Source organism: Streptomyces glomeratus, from assembly GCF_021462825.1.
Lineage (GTDB): Bacteria > Actinomycetota > Actinomycetes > Streptomycetales > Streptomycetaceae > Streptomyces > Streptomyces glomeratus.
Genome location: NZ_JAKEEB010000008.1, coordinates 1 through 26560 on the forward strand (window position 1 = coordinate 1; position 26560 = coordinate 26560).

The following is a 26560-nucleotide window of genomic DNA, read 5'->3' on the forward strand; positions in this document are numbered from 1 at the left end:
GTGCTGCTGCCGTTCTTCTCCTTCATGACGTTCCTCATCGCCGTACCGACCGGCGTGAAGTTCTTCAACTGGATCGGAACGATGTGGAAGGGCTCGCTGTCCTTCGAGACTCCGATGCTCTGGGCGACGGGCTTCCTGATCACCTTCACCTTCGGCGGTCTGACCGGTGTCATCCTGGCCTCGCCGCCGATGGACTTCCACATCTCGGACTCGTACTTCGTGGTGGCGCACTTCCACTACGTGGTCTTCGGTACGGTCGTCTTCGCCATGTTCGCCGGCTTCCACTTCTGGTGGCCGAAGATGACGGGCAAGATGCTGGACGAGCGCCTCGGCAAGATCACCTTCTGGACGCTGTTCATCGGCTTCCACGGCACGTTCCTGGTGCAGCACTGGCTGGGTGCCGAGGGCATGCCGCGCCGCTACGCGGACTACCTCGCCGCTGACGGCTTCACCGCCCTGAACACGATCTCGACGATCTGCTCGTTCCTGCTCGGCCTGTCGATACTGCCGTTCCTCTACAACGTGTGGAAGACGGCGAAGTACGGCAAGCCGGTCGGCGTGGACGACCCGTGGGGCTACGGCCGTTCGCTCGAGTGGGCGACGTCCTGCCCGCCGCCGCGGCACAACTTCCTCACGCTGCCGCGGATCCGCTCCGAATCCCCCGCCTTCGACCTGCACCACCCGGAGATCACCGCGCTCGAGCAGCTCGAGCACGCGGGTGCCGGCAGCAAGGCCGTCGCTGGTGGCAAGGAGGCCGGCAAGTGAAAATCCAGGGCAAGATGTTCCTCTGGCTGGCCATCTTCCTGCTGATCATGGCCATCGTCTACGGCCTGTGGTCGAAGGAACCGGCCGGTACCACCGCGCTCTTCCTGGCCTTCGGTCTGAGCGTGATGATCGGCTACTACCTGGCCTTCACGGCCCGGCGGGTCGACGCGGGCGCCCAGGACAACAAGGAGGCCGACGTCGCGGACGACGCCGGTGAGCTCGGCTTCTTCAGCCCGCACAGCTGGCAGCCGCTCGCCCTCGGTGTCGGTGGCGCGCTCGCCTTCCTGTCCATCGCGATCGGCTGGTGGCTGATGTACTTCTCCGCCCCGCTGATCCTGGTGGGCCTGTGGGGCTGGGTCTTCGAGTACTACCGCGGCGAGAACCGCACCCAGTAACACGCGCCGAGCGCACGGGAGCCCGGACACTCTCCGAAGTGTCCGGGCTCCCTCTTTTGCCACTCCTCACGTCCCCCGCACGGATCACTCGGCGCGCCGCGGCCGAGCGGGATTCATAGCGTGAGGTCATGAGCCACTCAGTGTTCTTCCGGGGGCCACGACGCCGCACCGTCGTCGGCTGCACCCTGCTGCTGATATCCCTCGCCGCGGGCCCCGTCGCCTGCGGCATCGACGGCGACCCGCTCGCGGTGCATCCGTTCGACGCGGCGGACCAGATCTCGTACAACGCCCCTGACGACAACGCCAAGAAGGCCGATCCCGACAAACCCCTGGAGATCACCGCCCCGGACTCGGACGGGCGCATCACGGACGTCACGGCCATGGACACCCGAGGACGCTACGTGGCCGGTGAACTCACCGCCGACGGCAGCCGCTGGCACAGCACCTCACCGCTGGCCGCCGGCACCCACTACACGGTGCGGGTGAGCACCGAGGACGAGGACGGCCTGCCCGGCCGCAAGGTCCTCGAGTTCGACACCGCCACCCCCAAGAAGAAGCCCCTGAAGGTCGGTATCGGCCCCGAGACCGGCACCTACGGCGTCGGCCAGCCCATCACCGCCGAACTCAGCGAGCCCGTCAAGGACAAGGCGTCCCGGGCCATCGTCGAGCGCTCCCTGAAAGTGGAATCGGTACCCCGGGTCGAGGGCTCCTGGTACTGGGTGGACGACAAGATGCTGCACTACCGCCCCAAGGAGTACTGGCCCGCACACACCACCGTCACGGTGCACAGCAACCTCGTCGGTGTGAAGGTCTCAGACCGCCTGTGGGGCGCCGACAGCAAACCCGTACGGCTCACCATGGGAGACCGCCTCGTCGCCGTCACGGACGCCGCCGCGCACCATATGACGGTCTACAAGAACGACGAGGTGCTCCGACGGATCCCCGTCACCACCGGCAGGCCCGGTTACGACACCCGCAACGGGGTCAAGGTCGTCCTGGCCAAGCAGTCCGCCGTACGCATGCGCGGAACGACCATCGGCATCTCCAGGAGTTCCAACGACTCCTTCGATCTGATGGTCTACTGGGCGGCCCGGGTGACCTGGAGCGGCGAGTACGTGCACGCGGCGCCCTGGTCCGTCGGTGACCAGGGGTACCGCAACGTCAGCCACGGCTGCACCGGGATGACCACGGGCAACGCCCGTTGGTTCTTCAACACCGTGCGGCTCGGCGACATCGTCCAGGTCGTCAACTCCCGGGGCAGGCAGATGGACCCCTTCGGCAACGGCTTCGGCGACTGGAACCTCGGCTGGGGCGCATGGCAGAAGGGCAGCGCCCTGACTCCGGACAAACCGGGCCCGAGCCCGGTCGACAGAGCGAGACTGCGCCCGCAGGCGGTGTGAGGAGGGACGCCCGTGCCCCGGCAAGGGGCGCGGGCCGGCGCCCCGGAAGCCGTCAGGTGCTCGCCAGAGCCCGCCGCCGCAACAGCGATGCCAGCGCGGAGGCGAACTCCACCGGCTCCACCGGCAGCGCCACGGCCGCATCGGCCCGGCTCCACGTCGCCAGCCACGCATCCTGGGGCCGCGCGATCAGCAGGAGCACCGGAGGGCAGTGGAAGATCTCGTCCTTGATCTGCCGGCAGACGCCCATACCGCCCATCGGCACGGCCTCGCCGTCCAGCACGCACACGTCGATGCCGCCCTTGTCCAGCTCCCTGACGACCGCATCGGGCGTCGCGCACTCCACGAACCGGACCTCGGGAACGTCCGGAGCGGGCCTGCGCCCGGTCGCGAGCCGCACCTGCTCGCGGGTGCGGGAGTCGTCGCTGTAGACCAGCACCGTGGCGGTCGGCTGCATGCTTCCTCCGGGACGTCAGCGTCGTACGGAATGGACCGTTGGGGCGGATGCTACTCCCTTGAACACCGGGTCAACAGCGGTCCGCACACGGCTTCGATGGGCCATACGGGCACTACAGACGGTACGGACACTCCGAACGGCACCCCCCGGGGTGAGGGCGGGATAAGCGCCCGACATAATGTCGGTCGTGGCGACAGCAACGACAGTAGAAACCGGGCACGCGCACCCGTCGGTCAACCGGCCGAACCTCACCAGCGTCGGAACCATCATCTGGCTGAGTTCCGAGCTGATGTTCTTCGCGGCCCTCTTCGCGATGTACTTCACCCTGCGATCGGTGACCGGGCCGACGCACTGGAAGGAGATGGCGAGCCATCTCAACTTCCCGTTCTCGGCGACCAACACCACGATCCTGGTGCTCTCCTCCCTGACCTGTCAGCTCGGCGTGTTCGCCGCCGAGCGAGGGGACGTGAAGAAGCTCCGGGGCTGGTTCATCGTCACCTTCATCATGGGTGCGATCTTCGTCGGCGGGCAGATCTTCGAGTACACCGAGCTGGTCAAGAAGGACGGCCTCTCGCTGTCCTCGGACCCGTACGGTTCGGTGTTCTACCTGACCACCGGCTTCCACGGCCTGCATGTGACCGGTGGTCTCATCGCCTTCCTGCTGGTGCTCGGACGCACCTACGCGGCGCGGAGGTTCACCCACGAGCAGGCGACCGCCGCCATCGTCGTGTCCTACTACTGGCACTTCGTCGACGTCGTCTGGATCGGCCTCTTCGCCACGATCTACATGATCAGGTAGTCGGCCGTCGGCCGCGGCGGAAGGTCACCCGAACGGGGTGAACCGATCGCCCGCGACGATCCGATCCATTTCCAGAAGCATCGACGCAGAAGATCCTGACACCGGGGTAATCCGTGAAAAAGCTCTCCGCACGACGACGCCATCCGCTGGCGGCTGTCGTCGTCCTACTCCTCGCGCTGGCGGCCACCGGGGGGCTGTATGCCGCGTTCGCGCCCGCGAGCAAGGCGCAGGCCGATGAAACCTCCCAGTCCCTCGCCATCGAGGAGGGCAAGAAGCTCTACCAGGTGGGCTGCGCCAGCTGCCACGGCACCGGCGGTCAGGGCACCTCCGACGGCCCGAGCCTGGTGGGCGTCGGCGCCGCGGCCGTGGACTTCCAGGTCGGCACCGGCCGTATGCCGGCCGCCACCTCCCAGGGCGCCCAGGTGCCGAAGAAGAGGAACATCTACACGCAGGCGCAGATCGACCAGCTCGCGGCGTACATCTCTTCGCTCGGCGCCGGCCCGGACGTGCCGACGAAGAACGACTACAGCCCCGAGGGCGCCGACATCGCCAAGGGCGGCGAGCTCTTCCGCGCCAACTGCGCGCAGTGCCACAACTTCACCGGCCAGGGCGGCGCCCTGACGCACGGCAAGTTCGCGCCGAGCCTCGAGGGTGTCGAGCCCAAGCACATCTACGAGGCCATGCAGACGGGCCCGCAGAACATGCCGTCCTTCCCCGACACCACGCTGTCGCAGCAGAACAAGAAGGACATCATCGCGTACCTCAAGGCGGTCAACGGTGACCAGACCGAGAACCCCGGCGGCCTCGACCTGGGCGGTCTCGGTCCGGTTTCCGAGGGCCTGTTCGGCTGGATCTTCGGACTCGGCGTGCTGATCGCTGTCGCCGTCTGGGTCGCCGCTCGGACCGCAAAGGCCAAGAAGTCATGAGTAGCCACGACATTCCCGAAGAGAACCTGCCCGCTGAGCAGGACGCCGAGCACGGTGCCGTAGCCGTCGCGGACGAGAAGAACCCGTTCGCCGACCCGGGCCTGCCGCCCCACGAGCACCGGATCCAGGACATCGACGAGCGGGCCGCCAAGCGCTCCGAGCGCATGGTCGCCATGCTGTTCACCGTGTCGATGATCGCCACCATCGGCTTCATCGCCGCGTACGTGACGATCCCGAACGACAGGTCGATCTACGTCTTCCCGATCGGGCACCTCAGCGCGATGAACTTCGCGCTGGGCCTGACGCTGGGCGTGGCGCTGTTCACGATCGGCGCGGGTGCGGTCCACTGGGCCCGCACCCTGATGTCCGACGTGGAGGTCGCCGACGAGCGCCACCCGATCGAGGCTCCGCCGGAGGTCAAGGCGAAGGTTCTCGCCGACTTCCAGGACGGTGCCAAGGAGTCGCAGATCGGCCGTCGCCCGCTGATCCGGAACACCATGCTGGGCGCGCTGGCCCTGGTGCCGCTCTCCGGCCTGTTCCTGCTGCGCGACCTCGGTACGCTGCCCGGCACCAAGCTGCGCCACACGATGTGGAGCAAGGGCAAGCTCCTCGTCAACATGAACACGAACCAGCCGATGCGTCCCTCGGACATCGCGACCGGTTCGCTGACCTTCGCCAAGCCCGAGGGCCTGGAGGAGACCAACGAGGACTTCCAGAAGCAGATCGCCAAGGCGGCCCTGATGCTCGTCCGGCTGCAGCCGGAGAACATCAAGGACAAGAAGGAACTCGAGTGGTCCCACGAGGGCATCGTGGCCTACTCGAAGATCTGCACCCACGTCGGTTGCCCGATCTCCCTGTACGAGCAGCAGACGCACCACGTCCTCTGCCCGTGCCACCAGTCCACCTTCGACCTCTCCGACGGTGCCCGGGTCATCTTCGGCCCGGCCGGTCACGCCCTGCCGCAGCTGCGCATCGGCGTCAACGCGGACGGCTACCTCGAGGCGCTCGGCGACTTCGAAGAGCCCGTCGGTCCTGCTTTCTGGGAGCGCGGATGAGCACTACAACGAGCAACGAGTCCGCTTCGCGCGGAAGGGCACCGGCCGGCGAGCGCATCGCCGACTGGGCCGACGGCCGCCTGGGGATCTACTCCCTGGCCAAGTCCAACATGCGCAAGATCTTCCCCGACCACTGGTCGTTCATGTTGGGTGAGGTCTGCCTCTACAGCTTCATCATCATCATCCTCACGGGTGTGTACCTGACGCTGTTCTTCCACCCCTCGATGAACGAGGTGGTGTACCACGGCTCGTACGTGCCGCTGCAGGGCCAGCTGATGAGCGAGGCGTTCAACTCGACGGTGCACATCAGCTTCGACGTCCGGGGCGGTCTGCTGATCCGGCAGATCCACCACTGGGCGGCGCTGGTCTTCCTCGCCGGCATGTTCGTGCACATGATGCGCGTCTTCTTCACGGGCGCGTTCCGCAAGCCGCGTGAGATCAACTGGCTGTTCGGCTTCCTGCTGTTCGTCCTGGGCATGTTCACCGGCTTCACCGGCTACTCGCTCCCGGACGACCTGCTCTCGGGCACCGGCGTCCGCTTCATGGAGGGCGCGATCCTGTCCGTGCCGATCGTCGGCACGTACCTGTCGTTCTTCCTGTTCGGCGGAGAGTTCCCGGGCGGCGACTTCGTGGCCCGGTTCTACTCGATCCACATCCTGCTGCTGCCGGGCATCATGCTCGGCCTGGTGGTCGGCCACCTGATCCTGGTCTTCTACCACAAGCACACGCAGTTCGCGGGTCCCGGAAAGACGAACAACAACGTCGTCGGCATGCCGCTGCTGCCGGTCTACATGGCCAAGGCCGGAGGCTTCTTCTTCCTGGTCTTCGGTGCCATCGCGGCCATCGCGGCGGTCGCCCAGATCAACCCGATCTGGGCCATGGGTCCCTACCGTCCGGACCAGGTGTCCACCGGTGCCCAGCCCGACTGGTACATGGGCTTCTCCGAGGGCCTGATCCGTACGATGCCGGGCTGGGAGATCAACGTCTGGGGCCACACGCTCGTCCTGGGCGTGTTCGTCCCGCTGGTGATCTTCCCGCTGGTCCTGGTCGCCATCGCGGTCTACCCGTTCATCGAGTCCTGGGTCACCGGCGACAAGCGCGAGCACCACATCCTGGACCGTCCGCGCAACGCGCCGACGCGTACGGCCTTCGGTGCCGCCTGGATCGCCTGGTACTTCGTGCTGCTGGTCGGTGGCGGAAACGACATCTGGGCCACGCACTTCCACCTGTCGATCAACGCGATCACCTGGTTCGTCCGCATCGCCTTCTTCGTGGTGCCGGTGCTCGTGTTCATCGCCACCAAGCGGATCTGCCTCGGCCTCCAGCGCCGCGACCGCGACAAGGTGCTGCACGGCCGTGAGTCGGGCATCATCAAGCGGCTGCCGCACGGTGAGTTCATCGAGGTCCACGAGCCGCTCAGCCAGGAGCAGCTGCACACGCTCACGGCGCACGAGCAGTACAAGCCGGCCGAGATCGGCCCGACGGTCGACGAGAACGGCGTCGAGCGGAAGATCAAGGGCTCGGAGAAGCTGCGTGCCAAGCTGAGCAACGCCTACTACGGCGAGGACAACCAGATCCCCAAGCCCACGGTCGAGGAGTACAAGGAGATCACGAGCGGCCACGGCCACCACTGATCGCTGCGCGCGCCACGCCACGGTCGAAGGGCCCCGTCCTCCGCGGACGGGGCCCTTTGCCGTGCCCCGGGCTGGATAGGGTGGACCTGTTCGAGATGTGCGTCCCGTCCGGGACACCGACCCAGGAGCGGCTTATGAGCGCTGTGACCCCCGCAGGAGGCGACACCGCGGCGGCCCGTTCCTGGCCCCAGGTGCTGAACGGGCTGCTGGACGGCCGTGACCAGAGCGCGGACGACACGGCCTGGGCGATGGACCGCATCATGCGCGGTGAGGCCACGGACGCGCAGATCGCCGGGTTCGCGGTGGCGCTGCGTGCCAAGGGCGAGACGGTGGAGGAGATCACCGGACTGGTCCGGACCATGTACGAGCACGCCAACGTCATCGAGGTGCCCGGGCCGACCGTCGACATCGTCGGTACGGGCGGTGACGGCGCGAAGACGGTGAACATCTCCACGATGTCGTCGATCGTGGTGGCCGGCGCGGGCGCCAAGGTCGTCAAGCACGGCAACCGGGCCGCGTCCTCCGCGTCCGGCGCCTCGGACGTGCTGGAGAAGCTCGGCGTCAATCTCGAGCTGACGGTGCAGCGGGTGGCCGAGGTGGCCGAGGAGGCCGGGATCACCTTCTGCTTCGCGGTGAAGTTCCACCCGGCGCTGCGGCATGTGGCCGCCGCGCGCGGACAGCTCGGGATCCGTACGACGTTCAATGTCCTCGGTCCGCTGACCAACCCGGCACGGGTGAGGGCGCAGGCGGTGGGTGTCGCGGACCCGCGGATGGCCCCGATCGTGGCGGGAGTGCTCGCCGAACGCGGGAACTCCTCCCTGGTCTTCCGGGGCGACGACGGACTGGACGAGCTGACGACGACCTCGACCTCGCGGGTGTGGGTGGTCCGCGACGGCAAGGTCACCGAGCAGGCCTTCGACCCCCGGGACGTCGGCCTCGAGCTGGTGCCGGTGGAGGCCCTGCGGGGCGCCGACGCGTCGTACAACGCGGAGGTCGCTCGGCGGCTGCTGGACGGTGAGACGGGGCCCGTCCGGGACGCGGTGCTGCTGAACTCGGCGGCCGCCCTGGTGGCCCTGGAGCCGACGGGAGCACCGCTGGCCGAGCAGCTGCGCGCCGGAATGGAGAGGGCGGCACAGTCGATCGACTCCGGGGCCGCGAAGGGGACCCTGGAACGCTGGGTGGCCGCGAGCAACCGCTAGGCGCCGCATCGCGGAGGGGAGCCCGGCACTGCCGGGCGCCCGTCTCCTGCGCCGCTCTCCGTCTCCTGCGCCGCCCCCCTCTCCTGCGCCGCCCCCGTCTCCTATGCCGCCCCCCGTCTTCGTCTTCGTCGTGGCTTCCGTCCCGGCGCGGACGCAGGCCCCTGTCCCGGCATCCGGACGGAGTTGCGGCCGGGCGATCACCTCCCGTAGCGTCCTGCGCAGGTCATGAGCGACAGCCACTCGGCCCCGGCCGGCTGTCCGGCAACCCTCCGTCCGTGGCGGGGTGCCCCGGGTGAAGACCGGGCCGTGGGCAGCGAGGTCTACGGCAAGCGCGGACCCCTCGCACGCTGATGGATGAGCGTGGGACCAGGGGTCCTGGTCGTTCGAGGGAGCCTTCCGTGAGCAAGCGAATGCGCTAGGGCCGCAGAGCCCCGCCTCCGCATCCCCTTCTCCCCCTTTTCCCTTCCCGCGCCGTCGACACAGCCGCGCGCCGTTGTGCGTGCCCTCCGGTGCGGTGATCCCATACGCCTTCACGGGAGTGCACCCATGTCTGTCTCCACCGTTGCCGCCGATCAGTCCGTTTGTGCCCCGCTGCCCGTTCTGGGCCGGGATGTCAGCGTCCCGCTCGTCACGGGCGGCGAGGTGACCTACGCCGCGCTCGACTACGCGGCCAGCGCCCCGGCGCTGCAGCGGGTCTGGGACGACGTGGCGGCGTACGCGCCGTACTACGGCAGCGTCCACCGCGGTGCCGGGTACCTGTCGCAGCTGTCCACCGACCTCTTCGAGAACGCGCGCCGGACCGTCGCCGAGTTCCTCGACTGCCGCGAGGGCGACCAGGTGGTCTTCACCCGGTCCACCACCGACTCGCTCAACCTTCTCGCCGCCACCCTGCCGGCCGACTGCCAGGTCTTCGTCTTCGAGACCGAACACCACGCCTCGCTGCTGCCCTGGCGGGAGGCCCGGGTCACCTTCCTCGACGCCCCGCGCACCCCGCAGCAGGCCGTCGCGACCCTGGAGCGCGCGCTCGCGGACCGCGATCCCCACGGCCCGGCCCTCGTCTGTGTCACCGGAGCCTCCAACGTCACCGGCGAGCTGTGGCCCGTACGGGAGCTGGCGGCGGCCGCCCACGCCCACGGGGCCCGTATCGTCCTGGACGCCGCCCAGCTGGCCCCGCACCACCCCGTGTCGGTCAGGGACCTCGACGTCGACTGGGTCGCCTTCTCCGGCCACAAGCTGTACGCCCCCTTCGGCTCGGGCGTGCTGGCGGGCCGCTCCGACTGGCTGCGCCAGGCCGAGCCGTACCTCGCGGGCGGCGGCGCCAGCCGCAAGGTCACCCGGCGCACGGACGGGGGAGTGGACGTCGAGTGGCACGAGACCGCCGCCCGGCACGAGGCCGGTTCGCCCAACGTGATCGGCGCCTACTCCATCGCCTCCGCGTGCAAGGCCCTCACGGAAGCGGGCTTCGAGGCGCTCGTCGCCCGTGAGCAGCACCTCGTCCGCGAGGTCAGGGCGGGGCTCGCCAGGATTCCGGAGGTCAAGGTGCTCTCCCTCTTCGGTGACGACGCACCCCGGGTCGGCGTCCTGTCGTTCGTCGTCGAGGGCTGGAACAGCTCCCATTTCGCCGCCGCGCTCTCCGCCGAGTACGGCATCGGCGTCCGGGACGGCCTCTTCTGCGCCCACCCGCTGGTGCGCACCCTGCTGGGCGGCGACCCGGGCACCCAGGGCGAGTGCGGGGCCCCCGAGGCCGCTCCCGGCGAGAGGTCCCTGAACGCCATCCGTGTCAGCTTCGGCGCGGGCACGCCCGACGAGCACGTGGAGCGTTTCGTCCGGGCGGTCGGGGAACTGGTCCGGGACGGTGCGCGCTGGAAGTACCGCACCCAGGACGGGCGGTGCGTTCCGGCGGTCTGACCGTGGGTCCCGTCACCGTCCGCTACCGCCCACGGTGACGGGGCGTGCGCCGTGCCGGGGGCGCCACGCCCCCGGCTAGTTGTCGAGCCCGATCGCGAACGCCGCCTCCAGATCGTGCTGGGAGTACGTGCGGAAGGCGACATGCGTGTCCGTGGCCAGGACTCCGGGGATCTTGCTGATGCGGCCGGGGATGACGTCCGCCAGATCGTCGTGGGCCTTCACCCGGACCATGGCGATGAGGTCGTAGGTCCCGGTGACGGAGAAGACCTCGCTGACGGAGTCCAGCGCGGCGATCGACTCCGCGATCTCGGGGATCCGGTCCACGCTGGTCTTGATGAGCACGATCGCGGTGATCACGGCTGGCGTTCTCCCTCGGGGGCCTGGGCTGGAGGTTTCACCCTACTCGTACTGCCGTAGCGCACCCATGCATAGAGAAAGCCCAGCGCGAAGCCCACCAGGTGGGCCAGGTAGGCGACGCCCGGGCCCTGGCCGGCGCGGCCCGCCGCGATCCACTGGAGCGTCACCCAGAAGGGCAGCACCACCCAGGCGGGAAAGCGCAGCGGCAGGAAGAAGAGGAACGGGAAGAGACTGGTCACCCTGGCTCCGGGGAAAAGGAACAGGAACGCGCCGAGCACCGCGGAGATCGCGCCGGAGGCCCCGACCAGCGTCTGTGCGGAGTCGGCGTTGGCCGCCGCGTACCCGAGCAGCGCGAGAAAGCCGCAGCCCCCGTAGAACAGGGCGAACTCCAGATGGCCCATCCGCTCCTCGGTCATCGCCCCGAAGACATAGAGGAACAGCATGTTGCCGAGCAGATGCACCCAGCTGCCGTGCACGAACAGTGCGGTCGCAGGCGTCAGGGCGGCCCGCGGCGCCCCGCTGAACAGGTCCGTGGGCACCACGCCCCATCGGGCGAAATAGGCGCGCTGGGCGGCGAGCAGCTCGTCCCCCCTGCCGTACGCCGGATTCAGGCCCGAGGCCGGTCCCAGCGCGAAGATCAGACAGCACAGGGTGATCAGTCCGTACGTCATCGGCGCCGACTGTCCTCGCAGCGCCCTGCCGGCCGTCCTGCTCCAGGTGCTGATCATGGGACAGAGCATGGCGTAACCGGACCGATCAGCACAGAGTGCCTCGCCGTGGGATACGGGCGGGCGGCGACTCCCTGCCAGGCCGTAGGGTTACGACCCACACGCTCCAGGGAAACTGGCGCATCACGGAGACTGGAAGAAGAGGGAAGACAGCGACGATGACGGTTCCCCTGCCGACCGAGACGACCCGCTGGCGCTGCATGCTCTGCGGCAACCTGACCCGGTTCGACGTGACCCGCTCGTCGAAGGTCGTCGAGTATGTGCACCTCGATCTGGCCGGGCAGCCGAAGGTCGAGGAGCGCGAGGTGGTCAGTGAGACCATCGAGTCGGTGCGCTGCCGTTGGTGCAACGCTCTGGACCAAGTGGAACTCGTGGACAGGCCGGGCGCCGGCTCCTGACGGAGGCGGCCCCGCACAGGCATTGGGGTGACGGATGGTGGAGACTTCGGGCGGGGAGCCGGTCGACGGCACCGCTGAGGTGCTCGACCGTCCTCTGCCCGACGGAGTGCGCCGCCGGGTCGTGCAGATCGTCTCTGACGGCTTCGGCGGGCTGACCCTGGCCGAACTGCCCCCACAGCTGCGGCAGTACGCCCGGTTCGCCCCGAACCGCCGGGCCAAGTTCGCCGGCAACGCCATGGCGGCGGCCCTGGAGACCGACGCGCTGTTCCGGCAGCGGATCGCGGAGAAGCTCAGAGAGGCCCAGCCGGAACTCACCGGCGCCCTCGACTCCGGCTCGCCGCCTCCGGCCGCGGACCCGCTCGACGTGGCGGCCGCGGCCTATGTTCTGCGACCGGCGGGCTGGGTGAAGCTGGTGACCGCCGCGGGCGAGGAGGCCCAGCGGGCGGACGCCGAGCGCGCCGACGAGGAGAGCCGGGCCGAGCTGGAGCGGCTGCGCGAGGAGCTGGCGGCCGCCCGCGAACAGACCCGCACCGAGACGGAACGGCTCCGTGGCGAGCTGGAGTCCGCCCGCAAGGACGCCGAATCGCTTCACCGAAAGCTGCGTGCCGCGCTCAGTGACGTCAAGCGCGGCGAGGCCGCCCTGCGCAAGCTCCAGGGCGAGGTGGAGGCCGTGCGTGCCGAGGGGCAGGCGCAGGTGTCCGCCGCCGAGAGCGAGACCCGGCGGCTCAAGGCGCGCCTCGGTGAGGCGGAGGCCACCCTCGAGGCCACCCGCCGGGCGGCGCGCGAGGGGCGCAGCGTCGAGGACATGCGGCTGCGGCTGCTGCTCGACACCGTGCTGGACGCGGCCCAGGGCCTGCGGCGGGAGCTGGCGCTGCCACCGGTCTCGGTGCGGCCCGCGGAGACCGTGGACGCGGTCGAACCGGGACGGATGACTCCGAAGGACATCGCCGCCCGGGCGCTGTCCGAGAACGATCCCGCCATCCTCGACCAGTTGCTGGCGCTGCCGCAGGCGCATCTGGTGGTGGACGGTTACAACGTCACCAAGACCGGCTATCCGCAGATGCCGCTGGAGAAGCAGCGGCTCAGGCTCCTCGGGCAGCTCTCGCAGCTCGCCGCGCAGACCGGTGCGGAGGTCACCTGTGTCTTCGACGGGGCCGAACTGGCCGCCCCCGTGCTGCTCGCGCCGCCGCGCGGAGTGCGGGTGCTGTTCTCCAAACCTGGCGTCACCGCCGACGAGTTGATCCGTCAGCTGGTGCGCGCGGAGCCGCCTGGCCGGCCGGTCATCGTGGTCTCCACCGACCGGGAGGTGGCCGACGGGGTCGCCCGGGCGGGCGCCCGCCCCGTCGCGTCGGTGGTCCTGCTCAAACGGCTTTCCAGGGCATAACGGACTTCCGTACCCGGCTGGCCCGTTGCGCCGGACGCCCCATGAGTCGCCTACGCACCAACTGCAACGTCCGCCGGGCATGCCCGAATTGGGTCGGGCTGACGCAACGTAGCGTCAAGACCACATCACCCCATGTGAGTTCTGCGCAAAAAATGCATTGCGTCACGGGAATTTTCCCGCTCAGGATTTGAACTGATCACAGCGAGGTCACTAGGGTCTGGCCTCGAACCTCCGCACGGGTGATCACTCACAAGGGGTGAGTGACGGCGGAGGGCACCGCCCGCCGGCGTGTCGGTAGGCGGCTGGAGGAAGAAGGAGCTCGCCCCCGTGGCGTCCCACCGTCGACCCAAGCAGCCGAGCCGCACCCGTGTGACCGTGCTCACCACCGCCGCCGCCGCTGCCGTGGCCTTCAGCGCGCAGGCCGCCAACGCCGCGCCCAGCGAGAAGCCGAGCAAGGACGAGGTCAAGTCCAAGGTCGACAAGCTCTACGAAGAGGCGGAGAAGGCCACCGAGACCTACAACGGCGCCAAGGAGAAGCAGGACAAGCTGGAGAAGCAGATCTCCACCCTGCAGGACAAGGTCGCCCGGGGTCAGGACGAGCTCAACCAGCTGCGCGAGGGCATCGGCACCATGGCCAGCGCCCAGTACCGCACCGGCAGCATCGACCCCTCCCTGCAGCTGTTCCTCTCCTCGAACCCGGACGACTACCTCGACAAGGCGTCCACGCTGGACCAGCTGAGCAGCCAGCAGGTCGAGGCGCTGAAGAAGATCCAGGAGAAGCAGCGCGAGCTGGCCCAGGAGCGCCAGGAGGCCTCCGACAAGCTCAAGGACCTCGCCGCCACCCGGACCGAGCTCGGCAAGAAGAAGCAGGAAGTCCAGGGGAAGCTCGCGGCGGCGCAGAAGCTGCTCAACTCCCTGACCGCGCAGGAGAAGGCGGCACTGGCCGCCGAGCAGAGCAGGGCCAGCCGGGCCAGCGAGCGCAGCGTCCTCGACGGCGACACCGGCTCCGCCTCCAGCAGGGCGGCCGCGGCGTTCTCCGCCGCCCAGTCCAGACTCGGCTCGCCCTATGTCTACGGCGCCACGGGTCCGTCCTCCTTCGACTGCTCGGGCCTGACCTCCTGGTCGTACGCGCAGGCCGGCGTCTCCATACCGCGCACCTCGCAGGAGCAGGCCAACATAGGCACCCGGATCTACTCGGTGAACGACCTCAAGGTCGGCGACCTGGTCTTCTTCTTCAACGACATCCACCACGTGGGCCTCTACGCCGGCAACGGCCAGATCCTGCATGCCCCGCGCACCGGCACCGTCGTCCGCTACGAGTCGATGAGCACGATCGGCGGACCCTTCATGTTCGGCGTCCGAGTCTGACCGGGTCCCCCGCCGACCCGGGCATCACTCCGCCCGAACGGGCGAATTCCAGCGACGCCCGCTGACCCCGCGCCCCGCCGATGACCTGCGTCAGCGGCGGGGCGCCGCGTTGTGCGCCCGTCCCATGCTTTGGACCGGGCGTGATCACCCGGCTACTGTCTGCCGCGTTTCCCCCCGCCGTGCGGCGGGGCTCGTCAGCGGAAGGGAGTGCGACCGGTCGTGGGGTCCCATCGCCGCCTTGCACCAACCGGCCTCGGCCGGGGCCATGGCGCCGTGCGCCCGGTGAGCCGAAGGGGCGCGCCGGAGGCGAACCAGGCTCTGAAGAAGGCAGCCGCAGTGCTGTACGCCGCGGCAGCCGCCACGGCGTTCGGTGCCACACCGGCGGACGCCGCGCCGCCCCGCGACCCCCGGGCCACGGTGGACCGGCTGTACCAGGAGGCCGAGCGGGCCACCGAGGCGTACAACAAGGCGACCGAGGACACCGGTTCGCTGCGCCGGCAGCTCGGTCAGGACCAGGACCGGATCGCCCGGCAGCAGGACCGCGTCAACTCCCTGCGGGACACGCTCGGTTCGCTCGCCGGGGCCCAGTACCGCTCCGGCGGCCTCGCCTCCCAGCTCGGGCTGCTGCTGTCCGACGACCCGGGCGAGTACCTGGAGCGGGCGGCCGCCCTCGACCGGATCGGCTTCCGCCAGGCCGGGCAGCTGAGGGAACTCCAGAGCGCCCTGCGCGAGCTGGCCCGGGAGCGCGCGGACGCCACCGGTGAGCTGGCCGAGCTGGAGAGGAACCGCGCGGCCGTCGCACGGCACAAGAGGACCGTCGAGCGGAAACTCGCCACGGCGAGACGACTGCTCGACTCCCTGCCTCTCGCCGCCCGCGCCGCCTACGACAGGGCATCCCGCTCCGGCGACGTGCCCGACCTCACCGGCGCCGCCGCGCCGGACATGCGCGCCTCGGCCGCGGTCGCCGCGGCCCGCTCCGCGCTCGGCCGTCCGTATGTGTGGGGCGCCAGCGGCCCCGGCGGCTTCGACTGTTCGGGCCTCATGCAGTGGGCGTACGCGCAGGCGGGCGTCGGACTGCCGCGCACCTCCCAGGAGCAGCGGTACGCCGGCCACCAGGTGCCGCTCTCCCAGGCGCGCCCCGGCGACCTGGTCGTCTACCGCTCCGACGCGAGCCATGTGGCCATGTACGTCGGGGACGGCCAGGTCATCCATGCGCCCCACCCGGGAGCCGCGGTTCGCTACGACCCGGTCGGAATGATGCCGATCTCCTCGGTCACCAGGCCCTGACCACGGGGCCGGTACCAGGTGACCGGCGCGTACGATCGGACGGTGGCTGGTCGTGGGCGTGCATCGGGGGTCGTGGCCTGCTGTGCGCTGCTGCTCACCGGGCTCGTCGGCTGCGGCGGGCGGCCCGGGCCGGACACCGGGACCGCCGCCGTGCAGCAGGTCCTCGACCGGCGGGCGGCCGCCGTCCTCGACGGGAACCGGACCGCGTTCCTCGCGACCGAGGCGCAGTCCGCCGGCGCCGCGGGCCGGCCGGCCGCCGGCGAGTTCGACAACCTCCGTGCCGTGCCGCTCGCCGCCTGGTCCTACCGCGTCACGGCCCTGCACCGCACCGGCGACCGGGCGAGCGCCGACGCCGAACTGCGCTACCGCATCAAGGGATACGACCGGGCTCCGGTCACCGCCGCGCGGGTGCTGCGGCTGGTCCGCACCGGGGGCCGCTGGTACGTCAGCGCCGACGAGCCCGCGAAGAGAGCCCCCGAGCAGTTGTGGGAGCAGGGCGCCGTCGGGACCGTCCGCGGAGCGCACAGCCTCGTCCTCGGGGTGGGGCAGCCGCGGGCCGTCCTGCGGACCTATGCGGACCTCGCCGACCGGTCCGTGCCCGCCGTCACCGGGGCATGGGGAACGGACTGGGCCGGCCACGTCGTGGTGCTGGTGCCTCGGTCCGTCCAGGGGATGGCGGGGCTGCTCGGCGCCTCGGCGTCCGGGTACCGGGGGATCGCCGCGGTCACCACCGGGGAGGCCGGGGGCACGGGGAAGACGCCTGCGGACCGGATCATCGTCAACCCGGACGCGTACAGGGAACTCGGTGACCTGGGCAAGCAGATCGTGCTCCGGCACGAGACCGCCCATGTCGCCACCCGCGCCCACACCACCGCGGCCACGCCCCTGTGGCTGTCCGAGGGGTACGCCGACTATGCCGGCTACCGCGGCAGCGGCCGCACCGCCCGGGAGGCGGCCCCCGAGCTGGGCCGCCGGATCGCCCTGGGACATGTCCCGGCCACGCTGCCGAAGGACGCGGACTTCGCGTTCTCCGGGGACGCGGACACACTGGCGCGGGCCTACGAGGGCGGCTGGATGGCCTGCCGGATGATCGCCGACCGCTGGGGAGAGGCCCGGCTGAACGCCTTCTACCGGGCGGTGGGCGACCACCGTCAGCGTGCCGGAGCGGTCGATGCCGCCCTTGGACGGGTGCTCGGGACGACACCGGAGAAGTTCACCGAGGAGTGGCGGGCGTACCTGCGGACGCGACTGGGCTAGGGGGTTTCGTTCGGATCAGCCCGGGTCCGCGACGCCCGGCACGGCGGCAGTCACGGCCGGGCTGCGCTCCCGGCCGTCAGGAGGGCGCGAGGCTCTCCTCGGCGCGGGCGGTCCGGGGCGGCAGGGTCGGCGGCGGTCCGGAGACCGTGTCGCGCCACAGCTGCCGGGCGGCGGTCACCGTGGCGAGCAGCAGCAGTCCGTTGCGGGCGAGCAGGAGGGCGATGCCCAGCCGGTCGCTGGCGACGACGTTCGCGAAGCAGACGGGGAACTCCAGCACGGTCGCGAGGCAGGCGGCCAGCACGAGTCCGGCGGGCAGCGTCATCCGGCTGCCGCGCCGGCACAGGCACACGGCCGCGAGCCCCACCAGCCACACCAGGTACTGGGGGCTGATCACCCGGCTGGTGACCGTGAACAGCAGCACCGCCACGAAGGCCGCGTCCGCGAGCGCGTGCGGCGGCAGACGGCGGACGCGCACCCGCCACAGCAGCAACCAGCCGAAGGCGGTCACGGTCAGGGCCAGGGCCACCGTGCTGACCCAGTCGACGTACGGGCCGAGGAATTCCACCGAACCGTAGTTGAGCAGCACCTGGCCCTTCCAGCCGAAGTGCCGGGCGACGTGGAAGACCAGCGAGCCCATCGACTCCACCTCGGTGCCGCGGTCGCGCTGGGCGGTCAGGAAGGCGAAGGAGCCGGGCGCCGTCAGGCCGAACAGCAGCGCCAGACCGCCGGCCGTCGCCGCGGCCGAGTACCAGGCACGGCGGCTTGCGGCCCCCGCCAGCAGCAGCACCGGCCACACCTTCAGCAGGGCGCCGAAGGCCGTGAGCGCCCCCATCAGCCGCGGCCGGCCCGCCCCCGCCAGCAGCGCGGCCACCGCGACCGCGGTCACCATCACGTCGTAGCGGGCGTAGACGGTGGGCCCGAGCAGGGCCACGCCGGCCGTCCACAGCCAGGCACCGCGCACCGTCCTGCCGGGGCGGCCTCCCGCGTACCGGAGCAGACAGAGGACCGCCAGATCGGCGAGGAGCGCGAGGACGTAGAAGGCCTGCGCGTAGTCCAGAAAGGGCAGCAGCGCGGGGGAGAGGATCGCGAGCGCGGCGGCGGGCGGGTACTGCCAGGTGACGTCGTCGTGTGGGAACGTCCCGGCGCTCAGGGTCTCGTACCACCCGTGGTAGATCACCGAGACGTCGGTGGTGACGTCGGGGCCGGGGAAGACGAACACCCGGAAGACGAAGAGCAGCAGGAGGGCTCTGGTCAGGATCCACACGGTGAACAGCCAGAGCGGGAACCTCCGTGTGCCCGTCATATCCACTTGAGCCCCTAGTTCCGGCGCGTCGCGCGTCGTTGCCGCCTGCGGGGCCATGATTCCCCGCCGGACTGTGCGAGGGCCAAGAAGCGCGGCCGTGGGGAGCTGTGAGTACGGTCTCACGCCGGGTTCGGTACTGTCGACGACGATGCACAAGACCCTGATCGTGACCAACGACTTCCCGCCCCGCCCCGGCGGCATCCAGGCGTTCCTGCACAACATGGCCCTGCGCCTGGACCCCGACCGCCTGGTCGTCTACGCCTCCACCTGGAAGCGCGGCCGCGAAGGGGCCCGGGCGACCGCCGCCTTCGACGCCGAGCAGCCCTTCCCCGTCGTACGGGACCGGACGACGATGCTGCTGCCGACGCCGGGCGCGACCCGGCGGGCCGTGGGGCTGCTGCGGGAGCACGGCTGTACGTCGGTGTGGTTCGGGGCGGCGGCACCGCTCGGCCTGATGGCGCCGGCGCTGCGCCGGGCCGGGGCGGAGCGACTGGTGGCCACCACCCACGGCCACGAGGCGGGCTGGGCCCAACTCCCCGCGTCGCGCCACCTGTTGCGCAGGATCGGCGAGTCGACGGACACCCTCACCTATCTCGGCGAGTACACCCGCTCGCGGATCGCCTCCGCGCTGACCCCGCAGGCGGCCGGGCGCATGGTGCAACTGCCCCCGGGGGTCGACGAGAAGACGTTCCACCCGGACTCGGGCGGTGATGAGGTCCGCGCCCGGCTGGGACTCACGGACCGTCCGGTGGTGGTCTGTGTGTCCCGGCTGGTCCGGCGCAAGGGCCAGGACACGCTGATCCGGGCGATGCCGCGGATCCTGGCCGGGGAGCCGGACGCGGTCCTGCTGATCGTCGGCGGCGGGCCCTACGAGAAGGATCTGCGCAGACTCGCCCATGAGACCGGGGTCTCGGGCGCCGTCCACTTCACCGGCGCCGTCCCGTGGTCGGAGCTGGCCGCCCACTACGGTGCGGGCGACGTCTTCGCGATGCCGTGCCGCACCCGCCGGGGCGGCCTGGACGTCGAGGGCCTCGGCATCGTGTACCTGGAGGCGTCCGCGACGGGCCTCCCGGTGGTCGCCGGTGACTCTGGCGGCGCCCCGGACGCGGTGCTCGACGGCGAGACCGGCTGGGTGGTGCGGGGTGGCTCCCCCGAGGAGGCCGCGGACCGGATCATCACCCTCCTGGGCGACCCGGAGCTGCGCCGCCGCATGGGGGAGCGGGGCAGGCAGTGGGTCGAGGAGAAGTGGCGCTGGGATCTGCTCGCGGAGAGGCTCAGGGACCTGCTGTAGGGCGGTCCTGCCGGGGGACGGCGCCCCGAAACCGGCGGAGCCACTAGGCGGAAGGCGAAAATCCGCCGATGCTGCGGCCATGACAGAAAAACTGACGCATCGTCACCTGACCAGACGTCACATTCTCGGGATGGTCGCCCTCCAGACAGCGGCGGCCATGGGATTCACCCGTATCGGCCTGCAGTCCGCCGAAGCGGCCGAGCCCGACTCGGCCGAATCCGCGCCCGCGATCGTCGTCGGCTCCGGCTACGGCGGCGCCGTGGCCGCCCTGCGCCTCGGCCAGGCGGGCATCCGCACCCTCGTCCTGGAGATGGGCCGCCTGTGGAACACCTCCGGCCCCGACGGCAAGGTGTTCTGCTCCACCAGCGCCCCGGACCAGCGAGCGATGTGGTTCCGCACGCGCACCGAGGCACCCCTGGCCACCTTCCTGTGGCTGGACGTCGTCAACAGGGACATCGGCCGCTATCCCGGCGTCCTGGACCGCGTGCACTTCGACCACATGTCCGTCTACGTGGGCCGGGGCGTCGGCGGCGGCTCCCTGGTCAACGGAGGCATGGCCCCGACCCCCCTGCCGTCCTACTTCAGCGAGCAGTTCCCCACCGTCGACGCCGGCGAGATGTACGCCACGTACTTCCCGCGCGCCCGCTCCATGCTCGGCGTCAACACGGTCGACCCAGCCTGGTTCGAGTCGACGGAGTGGTACCGGTTCGCCCGTACCTCCCGGAAGGCCGCCGCCAACGCCGGTCTGAAGACCGCCTTCGTGCCCAACGTCTACGACTTCGACTACATGCGGCGCGAGGCGGCAGGCACGGCGACCAGATCCGCGCTGGCCGGCGAGGTCATCTACGGCAACAACCACGGCAAGCGCAGCCTCGACAAGACCTATCTGGCCGCCGCGCTCGGCACCGGCAACGTCACCATCAACACACTGGAGAAGGTCAGGGAGATCCGCCGGGCCGCCGACGGCACCTATCTGCTGACCGCCGACCGGATCGACGTCAGCGGCACGGTCGTCGAGACCAAACAGTACGGGTGCACCTACCTGTTCCTCGGTGCCGGCAGCCTCGGCACCACCGAACTGCTGCTGCGCGCCCGCGAGACGGGCGCCCTGCCGGCGCTCGACGCGAGTGTCGGCACCGGCTGGGGCACCAACGGCAATGTGATGCTCGGCCGCGCCAACCACCTCTGGGACACGGTGGGCGCCAACGAGTCGACCATCCCCGTCATGGGTATCGACGACTGGGCCAACACCGACAACCCCGTCTTCGCCGAGATAGCCCCCCTGCCCATGGGGCTGGAGCACTGGGTCAGCCTCTACCTTGCGATCACCAAGAACCCGGAGCGCGCGTCGTTCTCCTACGACGCGGCCGCCGACTCGGCGAAGCTCGGCTGGACCGCCGCCCAGAGCGCCGTCTCCGTGAGCATGGCGAAGAAACTGTTCGACCGGATCAACGCCGCCAACGCGACCATCTACCGGTACGACCTCTTCGGCACGACCGCCAAGGCCTTCGCCGACGACTTCACGTACCACCCGCTCGGCGGCTGCGTCCTCGGCCGGGCGACCGACGACTACGGCCGGGTCAAGGGCTACTCGAAGCTGTACGTCACCGACGGCTCCCTCGTGCCGGGCTCCCTCGGCGTCAACCCGTTCCTCACCATCACCGCGCTCGCGGAACGCACCATGACGCGGGTCCTCGCAGAGGACACCGCGTCATGAGCTGAGATCCGGGCCCGCTACTTCCGGTAGATGGCCTCGATCTCCTCCGCGTAGTCCTTCGCCACCACACTGCGCCGGAGCTTCAGGGACGGCGTGAGGTGGCCCGACTCCTCGTCGAACTGGGAGGAGAGAATGCGGAACTTCCGCACCGATTCCGCCTTCGACACCGCGGCGTTGCCGTCGTCGACCGCTTCCTGGATCGCCGCGATCAGATCCGGGTCGTCGCGCAGCGACGCCGCGGTGGAACCCGCCGGCTTGCCGTGCTCGGCGGCCCAGCGGCTCAGGAACTCCTCGTCGAGGGTGATCAGCGCGCCCACGAAGGGCCGCCCGTCACCGACCACCATGCACTCCGCGACCAGCGCGTGCGCCCGGATGCGGTCCTCGATCACGGCCGGGGCGACGTTCTTGCCCCCCGCGGTGACGATGATCTCCTTCTTGCGGCCGGTGATCATCAGATAGCCGTCCTCGTCGAGGGTGCCGATGTCACCGGTGTGGAACCAGCCGTCGGCCAGCGCCTCCGCGGTCGCGGCCTCGTTGTTCCAGTACTCCCGGAAGACGTGCTCGCCGTGGATCAGCACCTCGCCGTCGTCCGCGATCCGCACCACGGAACCTGGCAGCGGCTGACCGACCGTACCGATCTTCTGCCGGTCCCAGGGGTTGAACGCAGTGGCCGCGGCGGTCTCGGTCAGTCCGTAGCCCTCCAGGACCGTGAAGCCGAGGCCGCGGAAGAAGTGGCCGAGGCGCTCGCCGAGCGGGGCGCCGCCGGAGATGGCGTACTCGCCACGACCGCCCAGCACCGTGCGCAGCTTGCCGTAGACGAGCTTGTCGAACACCTTGTGCTTGATCTTCAGACCGAGCGACGGGCCGGACGGGGTGTCCAGGGCGCGGCTGTACGCGATCGCCGCGTCCACCGCCTTGTCGAAGATCTTCCCCTTGCCGTCCGCCTGAGCCTTGGCCCGCGCCGAGTTGTAGACCTTCTCGAAGACGCGCGGCACACCGAGGATCAACGTCGGCCGGAACGCGGCGAGTTCCTCGGTGAGGTTCTTGATGTCCGGGACGCAGCCCAGCTTGATGGGCGCCATCATGGGCGCGATCTGCACCAGACGACCCAGGACATGCGCGAGCGGCAGGAAGAGCAGGACGGAGCACTCGCCCGTGCGGAACAGCGGGCGCAGCCGCTCGACGATGTTGCCGCACTCGGCGAAGAAGTTGCGGTGCGTGAGCACACAGCCCTTGGGGCGTCCCGTGGTCCCACTGGTGTAGACGATCGTCGCCGGGTCGTCGGCCTTGGCGAGCGAGCTGCGCTCCTCGACCGTGGCGTCGCTGACGTCCTTGCCGGCCCGGCCCAGCTCCTCCACGCCTCCGGCCTCGATCTGCCAGACGTGCTTCAGCGCGGGCAGCCGGTCGCGCACCGACTCGACGGCCGCGGCGTGCGCGTCCAGCTCCACGATGCAGGCGGTCGCGCCCGAATCGCCGAGGACCCACTCCACCTGCTCCGGCGAGCTGGTCTCGTACACCGGCACGGTGACCGCCCCGGCGCTCCAGATCGCGAAGTCCAGCAGGGTCCACTCGTAGCGGGTGCGGGACAGGAGACCCACCCGGTCGCCCGGCTGCACGCCGGAGGCGATGAGTCCCTTGGCCGCGCTCCGCACCTCGGCGAGGAAGGTGGTGGCGGTGACGTCCTGCCAGGTGCCGCCCACCTTGCGGGCGATGACGGCGACGTCGGGATGCTGCGCGGCGTTTCTGCGGACGATGTCGGTCAGATTGCCGTCCGCAGGGACCTCGTACAAAGCCGGAAGGCTGAACTCGCGCAAGACTGCTGCTCCTCATAGGGCGCCGACGCCACGACTCTGTGTGCTGCGACGGTGCGGTCCAAGGCTCGGTCAGGCACTCAGGCCTCCCACCGAAAATCGTTGGTTGAAACCCTGAGCACGACTGGACTGCCCGGACGTTACCCGCCGGTATGGCCTCCGGGACAGGGGTTCCCGGCGAGATGTTCCCTGCGTCACACGTCTTGGCGTTCCTTCGCGCACAGTAGTCCACCCCTTTACTGACTGGCCAGTAACCACAGGTCCGGCCGCCACTGTTCACATATGTCCCACAGCCCTACCCTTGATCGTCATGGCACCCACACCGGACGGCACCTCCAAGACGCGCGTTCACGTCGTCAGCGACGTGCACGGCAACGCGCGCGACCTGGCCAGAGCAGGGGACGGGGCCGACGCCCTGCTCTGCCTGGGGGACCTGGTCCTCTTCCTCGACTACGCCGACCACTCACGCGGGATCTTCCCGGACCTGTTCGGCAAGGAGAACGCCGACCGGATCGTGGCGCTGCGCACCGCCCGCCGCTTCGAGGAGGCACGCGCCTTCGGCGCCCGGCTGTGGGCCGGGGTGGGCGAGGACCGTGCCACGGCGATCGAGAAGGCGGTGCGCAAGCAGTACACCGAGCTGTTCGCCGCGTTCCCGACCCCGACCTACGCCACCTACGGCAATGTCGACATACCGGCCCTGTGGTCCGAGTACGCCGGTGCCGGCACCACCGTGCTCGACGGCGAGCGGGTGCAGATCGGCGGCTGGACGTTCGGCTTCGTCGGCGGCGGCCTGCGCACCCCCATGCGGACCCCGTACGAGATCAGCGACGAGGAGTACGCGGCGAAGATCGAGGCGGTGGGCGAGGTGGACGTGCTGTGCACCCACATCCCGCCGGAGGTGCCCGAGCTGGTCTACGACACGGTGGCGCGCCGCTTCGAGCGCGGCAGCCGGGCCCTGCTGGAGGCCATCCGCCGCACGCGCCCGCGCTACTCGCTCTTCGGTCATGTCCACCAGCCGCTGGTGCGCCGGATGCGGATCGGCGCCACGGAGTGCGTGAACGTGGGGCATTTCGCGGGGAGCGGGAGGCCCTGGGCGCTGGAGTGGTGACCCGCGGGTGCCCGGACCGCGCCCCGCACGAAGGGGCCGGTGGCCGAACCGCAGGTGGGGTGGTCGCGGCACGGCGCGTGCGCGGTAGCCTTCACGCTGCACACACGTGCGCACGTGCGCACGGACGCACCACCCTCCCTCACCGGACCGCATCTGGAGGAGCCACGGCGATGGCGGAACACACCAGCTCGAGCATCACGATCGAGGCGGCTCCGGCCGACGTCATGCGGGTGATCGCCGACTTCGCGCGCTACCCGGACTGGACGGGAGAGGTGAAGGAGGCGGAGGTCCTCGCGGCGGACGCACACGGCCGTGCCGAGCAGGTGCGCCTGGTCATGGACGCGGGCGCGATCAAGGACGACCAGACGCTCGCGTACACCTGGACGGGCGAGAACGAGGTCTCCTGGACCCTCGTCAAGTCCCAGATGCTCCGCTCTCTCGACGGCTCCTACCTGCTGAAGCCGGCCGCCTCCGGCGGCACGGAGGTGACGTACCAGCTGACGGTCGACGTCAAGATCCCGATGCTCGGCATGATCAAGCGCAAGGCGGAGAAGGTCATCATCGACCGGGCCCTGGCCGGGCTGAAGAAGCGGGTGGAGTCGGGCGAGAAGCACGAGAAGTAGGAGAACGGCTCGGCCCGGCCGGCCGAAGCGCGGTCCGGGGGCGCGGCCCCCGGACGCCACGGCGACTCCGGGCACGCCGGTGTCCTGCTCAGCCCCGCCGCCGGGCGCGGGTAGCGTTCACGACCATGCGCACCATCCTGATCACCGGCCCCGGCGGCTCCGGCCGCACCACCGTCGCCGCGGCCACCGCGCTGGAAGCGGCCCGGAGGGGCACCCGCACCCTCGTCCTCAGCGCCGACCGCACCGACACCCTCGGTGCCGTACTCGGAGTCCCCACCGGCACCACCCCCGCCGAGGCCGCGCCCGGGCTCACGGCCTGGCGCCCGGACGCCGACGCCCGCTTCAGGGAGGACCTCGTCGCCTTCCAGGACCGCGCGGCCGGCGCCCTCGACCTGCTCGGCGCCGCACGGCTGGACCCCGAGGAGGTCACCCCGCTGCCCGGCGCCGAGGAACTCGCCCTCCTGCGTGCCCTGCGCGACGCAGCCCTCTCGGACTCGTACGACCTCCTCGTCGTCGACCTGCCGCCCGCCCCTCAGGCGCTGGCCCTCCTCGCCCTGCCCGAGGAACTCCGTCGCTATCTGCGCCGGCTGCTCCCGCCGGAGCGCCAGGCCGCGCGGGCCCTGCGCCCCGTGCTCGGCCGCCTCGCGGGAGTGCCGATGCCCGCCGAGTGGCTGTACGAGACCGCCGCCCGCTGGGACGTCGAACTGGCCGCCGTCGAGGCCGTCCTCGCCGACCGGGCCACGAGCGTCTGGCTGGTCGCCGAGCCCGGCCCGGCCGGCGCCGACGCCGTCCGGTCCGCGGCCACCGGCCTCGCCCTGCGCGCCCTGCGCCCCGAGGTCCTGGTCGCGAACCGCGTCCTGCCCGAGGACGCCCCGGACCCCTGGCTCGCCGGGCTCGTCGCCCAGCAGCGCAAGACCGTGGAGGAGTGGCGGGGCGTCCACGGCGTCCATGACGTCCCCCATCTCGGCAGGGACCCTCGCGGCGCCGACGACCTCGCCGCGCTCGCCGTCCCCGCCGTCGACCGGGCGCCCGCCCCGGCCGAGTGGCCCGTGAGGGACCGCCTCGCCGCCGACGGTGTGCTCGTATGGCACATCCCGCTGCCCGGCGTCATACGCGACGACCTGGACCTCGTGCGGCGGGGCGACGAACTGGTCGTGACCGCGGGTCCGTTCCGCCGTGTCGTCCCGCTGCCGTCGGCCCTGCGCCGGTGCACCGTGTCCGGGGCCGCGCTGCGGGAGGGCGAGCTGCGCATCCGGTTCGCGCCGGACCCGGAGCTGTGGCCGCGCCGGGTCTGACCGGGGGCGTCCGGGGCGCCCGGGAACGGCCCCGTACACGATGAATCGCGTACCCCCGATCGGGTAACGTCGGGGGTACGAACCGCAGTCAGGAGTCC

At 70.6% G+C, this 26560-nt stretch carries 24 protein-coding genes and 1 riboswitch; of the genes, 19 read left to right on the forward strand and 5 right to left on the reverse strand.

Annotated features, from left to right (window positions below; genetic code table 11):
* The 3 genes from LZ604_RS11680 to LZ604_RS11690 all read left to right on the forward strand — a co-directional run.
* Nucleotides 1–765, forward strand: a 765-nt coding sequence (locus tag LZ604_RS11680) for a cytochrome c oxidase subunit I (RefSeq protein ID WP_234514933.1), incomplete at its 5' end; no start/stop codon positions are given.
* A complete protein-coding gene (locus LZ604_RS11685) occupies nt 762–1160 on the forward strand; it encodes a cytochrome c oxidase subunit 4 (protein WP_234514934.1) in 399 nt (132 codons plus the stop codon). The genes LZ604_RS11680 and LZ604_RS11685, both read left to right, overlap by 4 nt.
* Before the next feature lie 128 nt (nt 1161–1288).
* On the forward strand, nt 1289–2560 hold the full coding sequence (locus LZ604_RS11690; RefSeq protein ID WP_234514935.1) for a L,D-transpeptidase: 1272 nt from the start codon (nt 1289–1291) through the stop codon (nt 2558–2560).
* 52 nt (nt 2561–2612) lie between these two features.
* On the opposite strand, the gene LZ604_RS11695 is transcribed toward LZ604_RS11690, so the two are convergent.
* On the reverse strand, nt 2613–3014 hold the full coding sequence (locus LZ604_RS11695) for a response regulator (RefSeq protein ID WP_234514936.1): 402 nt from the start codon (nt 3012–3014) through the stop codon (nt 2613–2615).
* 178 nt (nt 3015–3192) lie between these two features.
* On the opposite strand from LZ604_RS11695, the gene ctaE reads away from it, so the two are divergent.
* The 6 genes from ctaE to LZ604_RS11725 all read left to right on the forward strand — a co-directional run bounded on the left by ctaE (nt 3193) and on the right by LZ604_RS11725 (nt 10535).
* Nucleotides 3193–3813 (forward strand): aa3-type cytochrome oxidase subunit III, encoded by a 621-nt coding sequence (gene ctaE, locus LZ604_RS11700; protein WP_055491901.1) that lies wholly within the window; start codon nt 3193–3195, stop codon nt 3811–3813.
* A 113-nt stretch (nt 3814–3926) separates the two neighbouring features.
* On the forward strand, nt 3927–4739 hold the full coding sequence (gene qcrC / locus LZ604_RS11705; RefSeq protein ID WP_234514937.1) for a cytochrome bc1 complex diheme cytochrome c subunit: 813 nt from the start codon (nt 3927–3929) through the stop codon (nt 4737–4739).
* Nucleotides 4736–5794 (forward strand): cytochrome bc1 complex Rieske iron-sulfur subunit, encoded by a 1059-nt coding sequence (gene qcrA / locus LZ604_RS11710; RefSeq protein ID WP_234514938.1) that lies wholly within the window; start codon nt 4736–4738, stop codon nt 5792–5794. Before qcrC ends, qcrA begins: the two co-directional genes overlap by 4 nt.
* The gene (gene qcrB, locus LZ604_RS11715) at nt 5791–7428 is read left to right on the forward strand and encodes a cytochrome bc1 complex cytochrome b subunit (RefSeq protein WP_234514939.1); all 1638 of its coding nucleotides are present in this window, start codon (nt 5791–5793) and stop codon (nt 7426–7428) included. Before qcrA ends, qcrB begins: the two co-directional genes overlap by 4 nt.
* A gap of 134 nt (nt 7429–7562) precedes the next feature.
* Nucleotides 7563–8627, forward strand: a complete 1065-nt coding sequence (trpD, locus tag LZ604_RS11720; protein WP_234514940.1) for an anthranilate phosphoribosyltransferase — start codon at nt 7563–7565, stop codon at nt 8625–8627.
* 221 nt (nt 8628–8848) lie between these two features.
* Nucleotides 8849–8965: riboswitch (SAM riboswitch) on the forward strand.
* A gap of 208 nt (nt 8966–9173) precedes the next feature.
* A complete protein-coding gene (locus LZ604_RS11725) occupies nt 9174–10535 on the forward strand; it encodes an aminotransferase class V-fold PLP-dependent enzyme (RefSeq protein WP_234514941.1) in 1362 nt (453 codons plus the stop codon).
* Nucleotides 10536–10610: 75 nt separating this feature from the next.
* Here LZ604_RS11725 and LZ604_RS11730 read toward each other — a convergent pair whose 3' ends face one another.
* Together LZ604_RS11730 and LZ604_RS11735 are read right to left on the reverse strand one after the other, a co-directional pair.
* Nucleotides 10611–10892 (reverse strand): Lrp/AsnC family transcriptional regulator, encoded by a 282-nt coding sequence (locus LZ604_RS11730; protein WP_055491895.1) that lies wholly within the window; start codon nt 10890–10892, stop codon nt 10611–10613.
* Nucleotides 10889–11620, reverse strand: a complete 732-nt coding sequence (locus tag LZ604_RS11735; RefSeq protein WP_234514942.1) for a rhomboid family intramembrane serine protease — start codon at nt 11618–11620, stop codon at nt 10889–10891. Before LZ604_RS11735 ends, LZ604_RS11730 begins: the two co-directional genes overlap by 4 nt.
* A gap of 158 nt (nt 11621–11778) precedes the next feature.
* Between LZ604_RS11735 and LZ604_RS11740 the strand changes: the two genes are divergently transcribed.
* The 5 genes from LZ604_RS11740 (at nt 11779) to LZ604_RS11760 (ending at nt 17314) form a co-directional block, all read left to right on the forward strand.
* Nucleotides 11779–12018, forward strand: a complete 240-nt coding sequence (locus LZ604_RS11740) for a hypothetical protein (protein ID WP_234514943.1) — start codon at nt 11779–11781, stop codon at nt 12016–12018.
* Between the two features lie 34 nt (nt 12019–12052).
* Nucleotides 12053–13402, forward strand: a complete 1350-nt coding sequence (locus tag LZ604_RS11745; RefSeq protein WP_234514944.1) for an NYN domain-containing protein — start codon at nt 12053–12055, stop codon at nt 13400–13402.
* 327 nt (nt 13403–13729) lie between these two features.
* On the forward strand, nt 13730–14770 hold the full coding sequence (locus LZ604_RS11750) for a C40 family peptidase (protein ID WP_234514945.1): 1041 nt from the start codon (nt 13730–13732) through the stop codon (nt 14768–14770).
* Nucleotides 14771–14989: 219 nt separating this feature from the next.
* Nucleotides 14990–16057: a C40 family peptidase gene (locus LZ604_RS11755; protein WP_234514946.1), complete on the forward strand. Its 1068-nt coding sequence runs from the start codon at nt 14990–14992 to the stop codon at nt 16055–16057.
* A 42-nt stretch (nt 16058–16099) separates the two neighbouring features.
* Nucleotides 16100–17314 (forward strand): hypothetical protein, encoded by a 1215-nt coding sequence (locus tag LZ604_RS11760; protein ID WP_234514947.1) that lies wholly within the window; start codon nt 16100–16102, stop codon nt 17312–17314.
* 76 nt (nt 17315–17390) lie between these two features.
* Here LZ604_RS11760 and LZ604_RS11765 read toward each other — a convergent pair whose 3' ends face one another.
* Complete coding sequence (locus LZ604_RS11765) at nt 17391–18623, reverse strand: glycosyltransferase 87 family protein (protein WP_372482126.1); 1233 nt, start codon at nt 18621–18623, stop codon at nt 17391–17393.
* 142 nt (nt 18624–18765) lie between these two features.
* Between LZ604_RS11765 and LZ604_RS11770 the strand changes: the two genes are divergently transcribed.
* Nucleotides 18766–19908: a glycosyltransferase family 4 protein gene (locus LZ604_RS11770; protein ID WP_234514949.1), complete on the forward strand. Its 1143-nt coding sequence runs from the start codon at nt 18766–18768 to the stop codon at nt 19906–19908.
* Between the two features lie 79 nt (nt 19909–19987).
* A complete protein-coding gene (locus LZ604_RS11775; protein WP_372482127.1) occupies nt 19988–21625 on the forward strand; it encodes a GMC oxidoreductase in 1638 nt (545 codons plus the stop codon).
* A 17-nt stretch (nt 21626–21642) separates the two neighbouring features.
* Here the strand turns inward: LZ604_RS11775 and LZ604_RS11780 are convergent, their stop codons facing one another.
* The gene (locus tag LZ604_RS11780; protein WP_234514950.1) at nt 21643–23439 is read right to left on the reverse strand and encodes an AMP-dependent synthetase/ligase; all 1797 of its coding nucleotides are present in this window, start codon (nt 23437–23439) and stop codon (nt 21643–21645) included.
* A 307-nt stretch (nt 23440–23746) separates the two neighbouring features.
* On the opposite strand from LZ604_RS11780, the gene LZ604_RS11785 reads away from it, so the two are divergent.
* From LZ604_RS11785 to LZ604_RS11795, 3 genes are all read left to right on the forward strand, one after another.
* Nucleotides 23747–24544, forward strand: a complete 798-nt coding sequence (locus tag LZ604_RS11785) for a metallophosphoesterase family protein (RefSeq protein ID WP_234514951.1) — start codon at nt 23747–23749, stop codon at nt 24542–24544.
* Between the two features lie 170 nt (nt 24545–24714).
* Nucleotides 24715–25167 (forward strand): SRPBCC family protein, encoded by a 453-nt coding sequence (locus LZ604_RS11790; RefSeq protein ID WP_234514952.1) that lies wholly within the window; start codon nt 24715–24717, stop codon nt 25165–25167.
* A gap of 125 nt (nt 25168–25292) precedes the next feature.
* Nucleotides 25293–26462: an ArsA family ATPase gene (locus LZ604_RS11795; RefSeq protein WP_234514953.1), complete on the forward strand. Its 1170-nt coding sequence runs from the start codon at nt 25293–25295 to the stop codon at nt 26460–26462.
* Nucleotides 26463–26560: the final 98 nt, after the last annotated feature.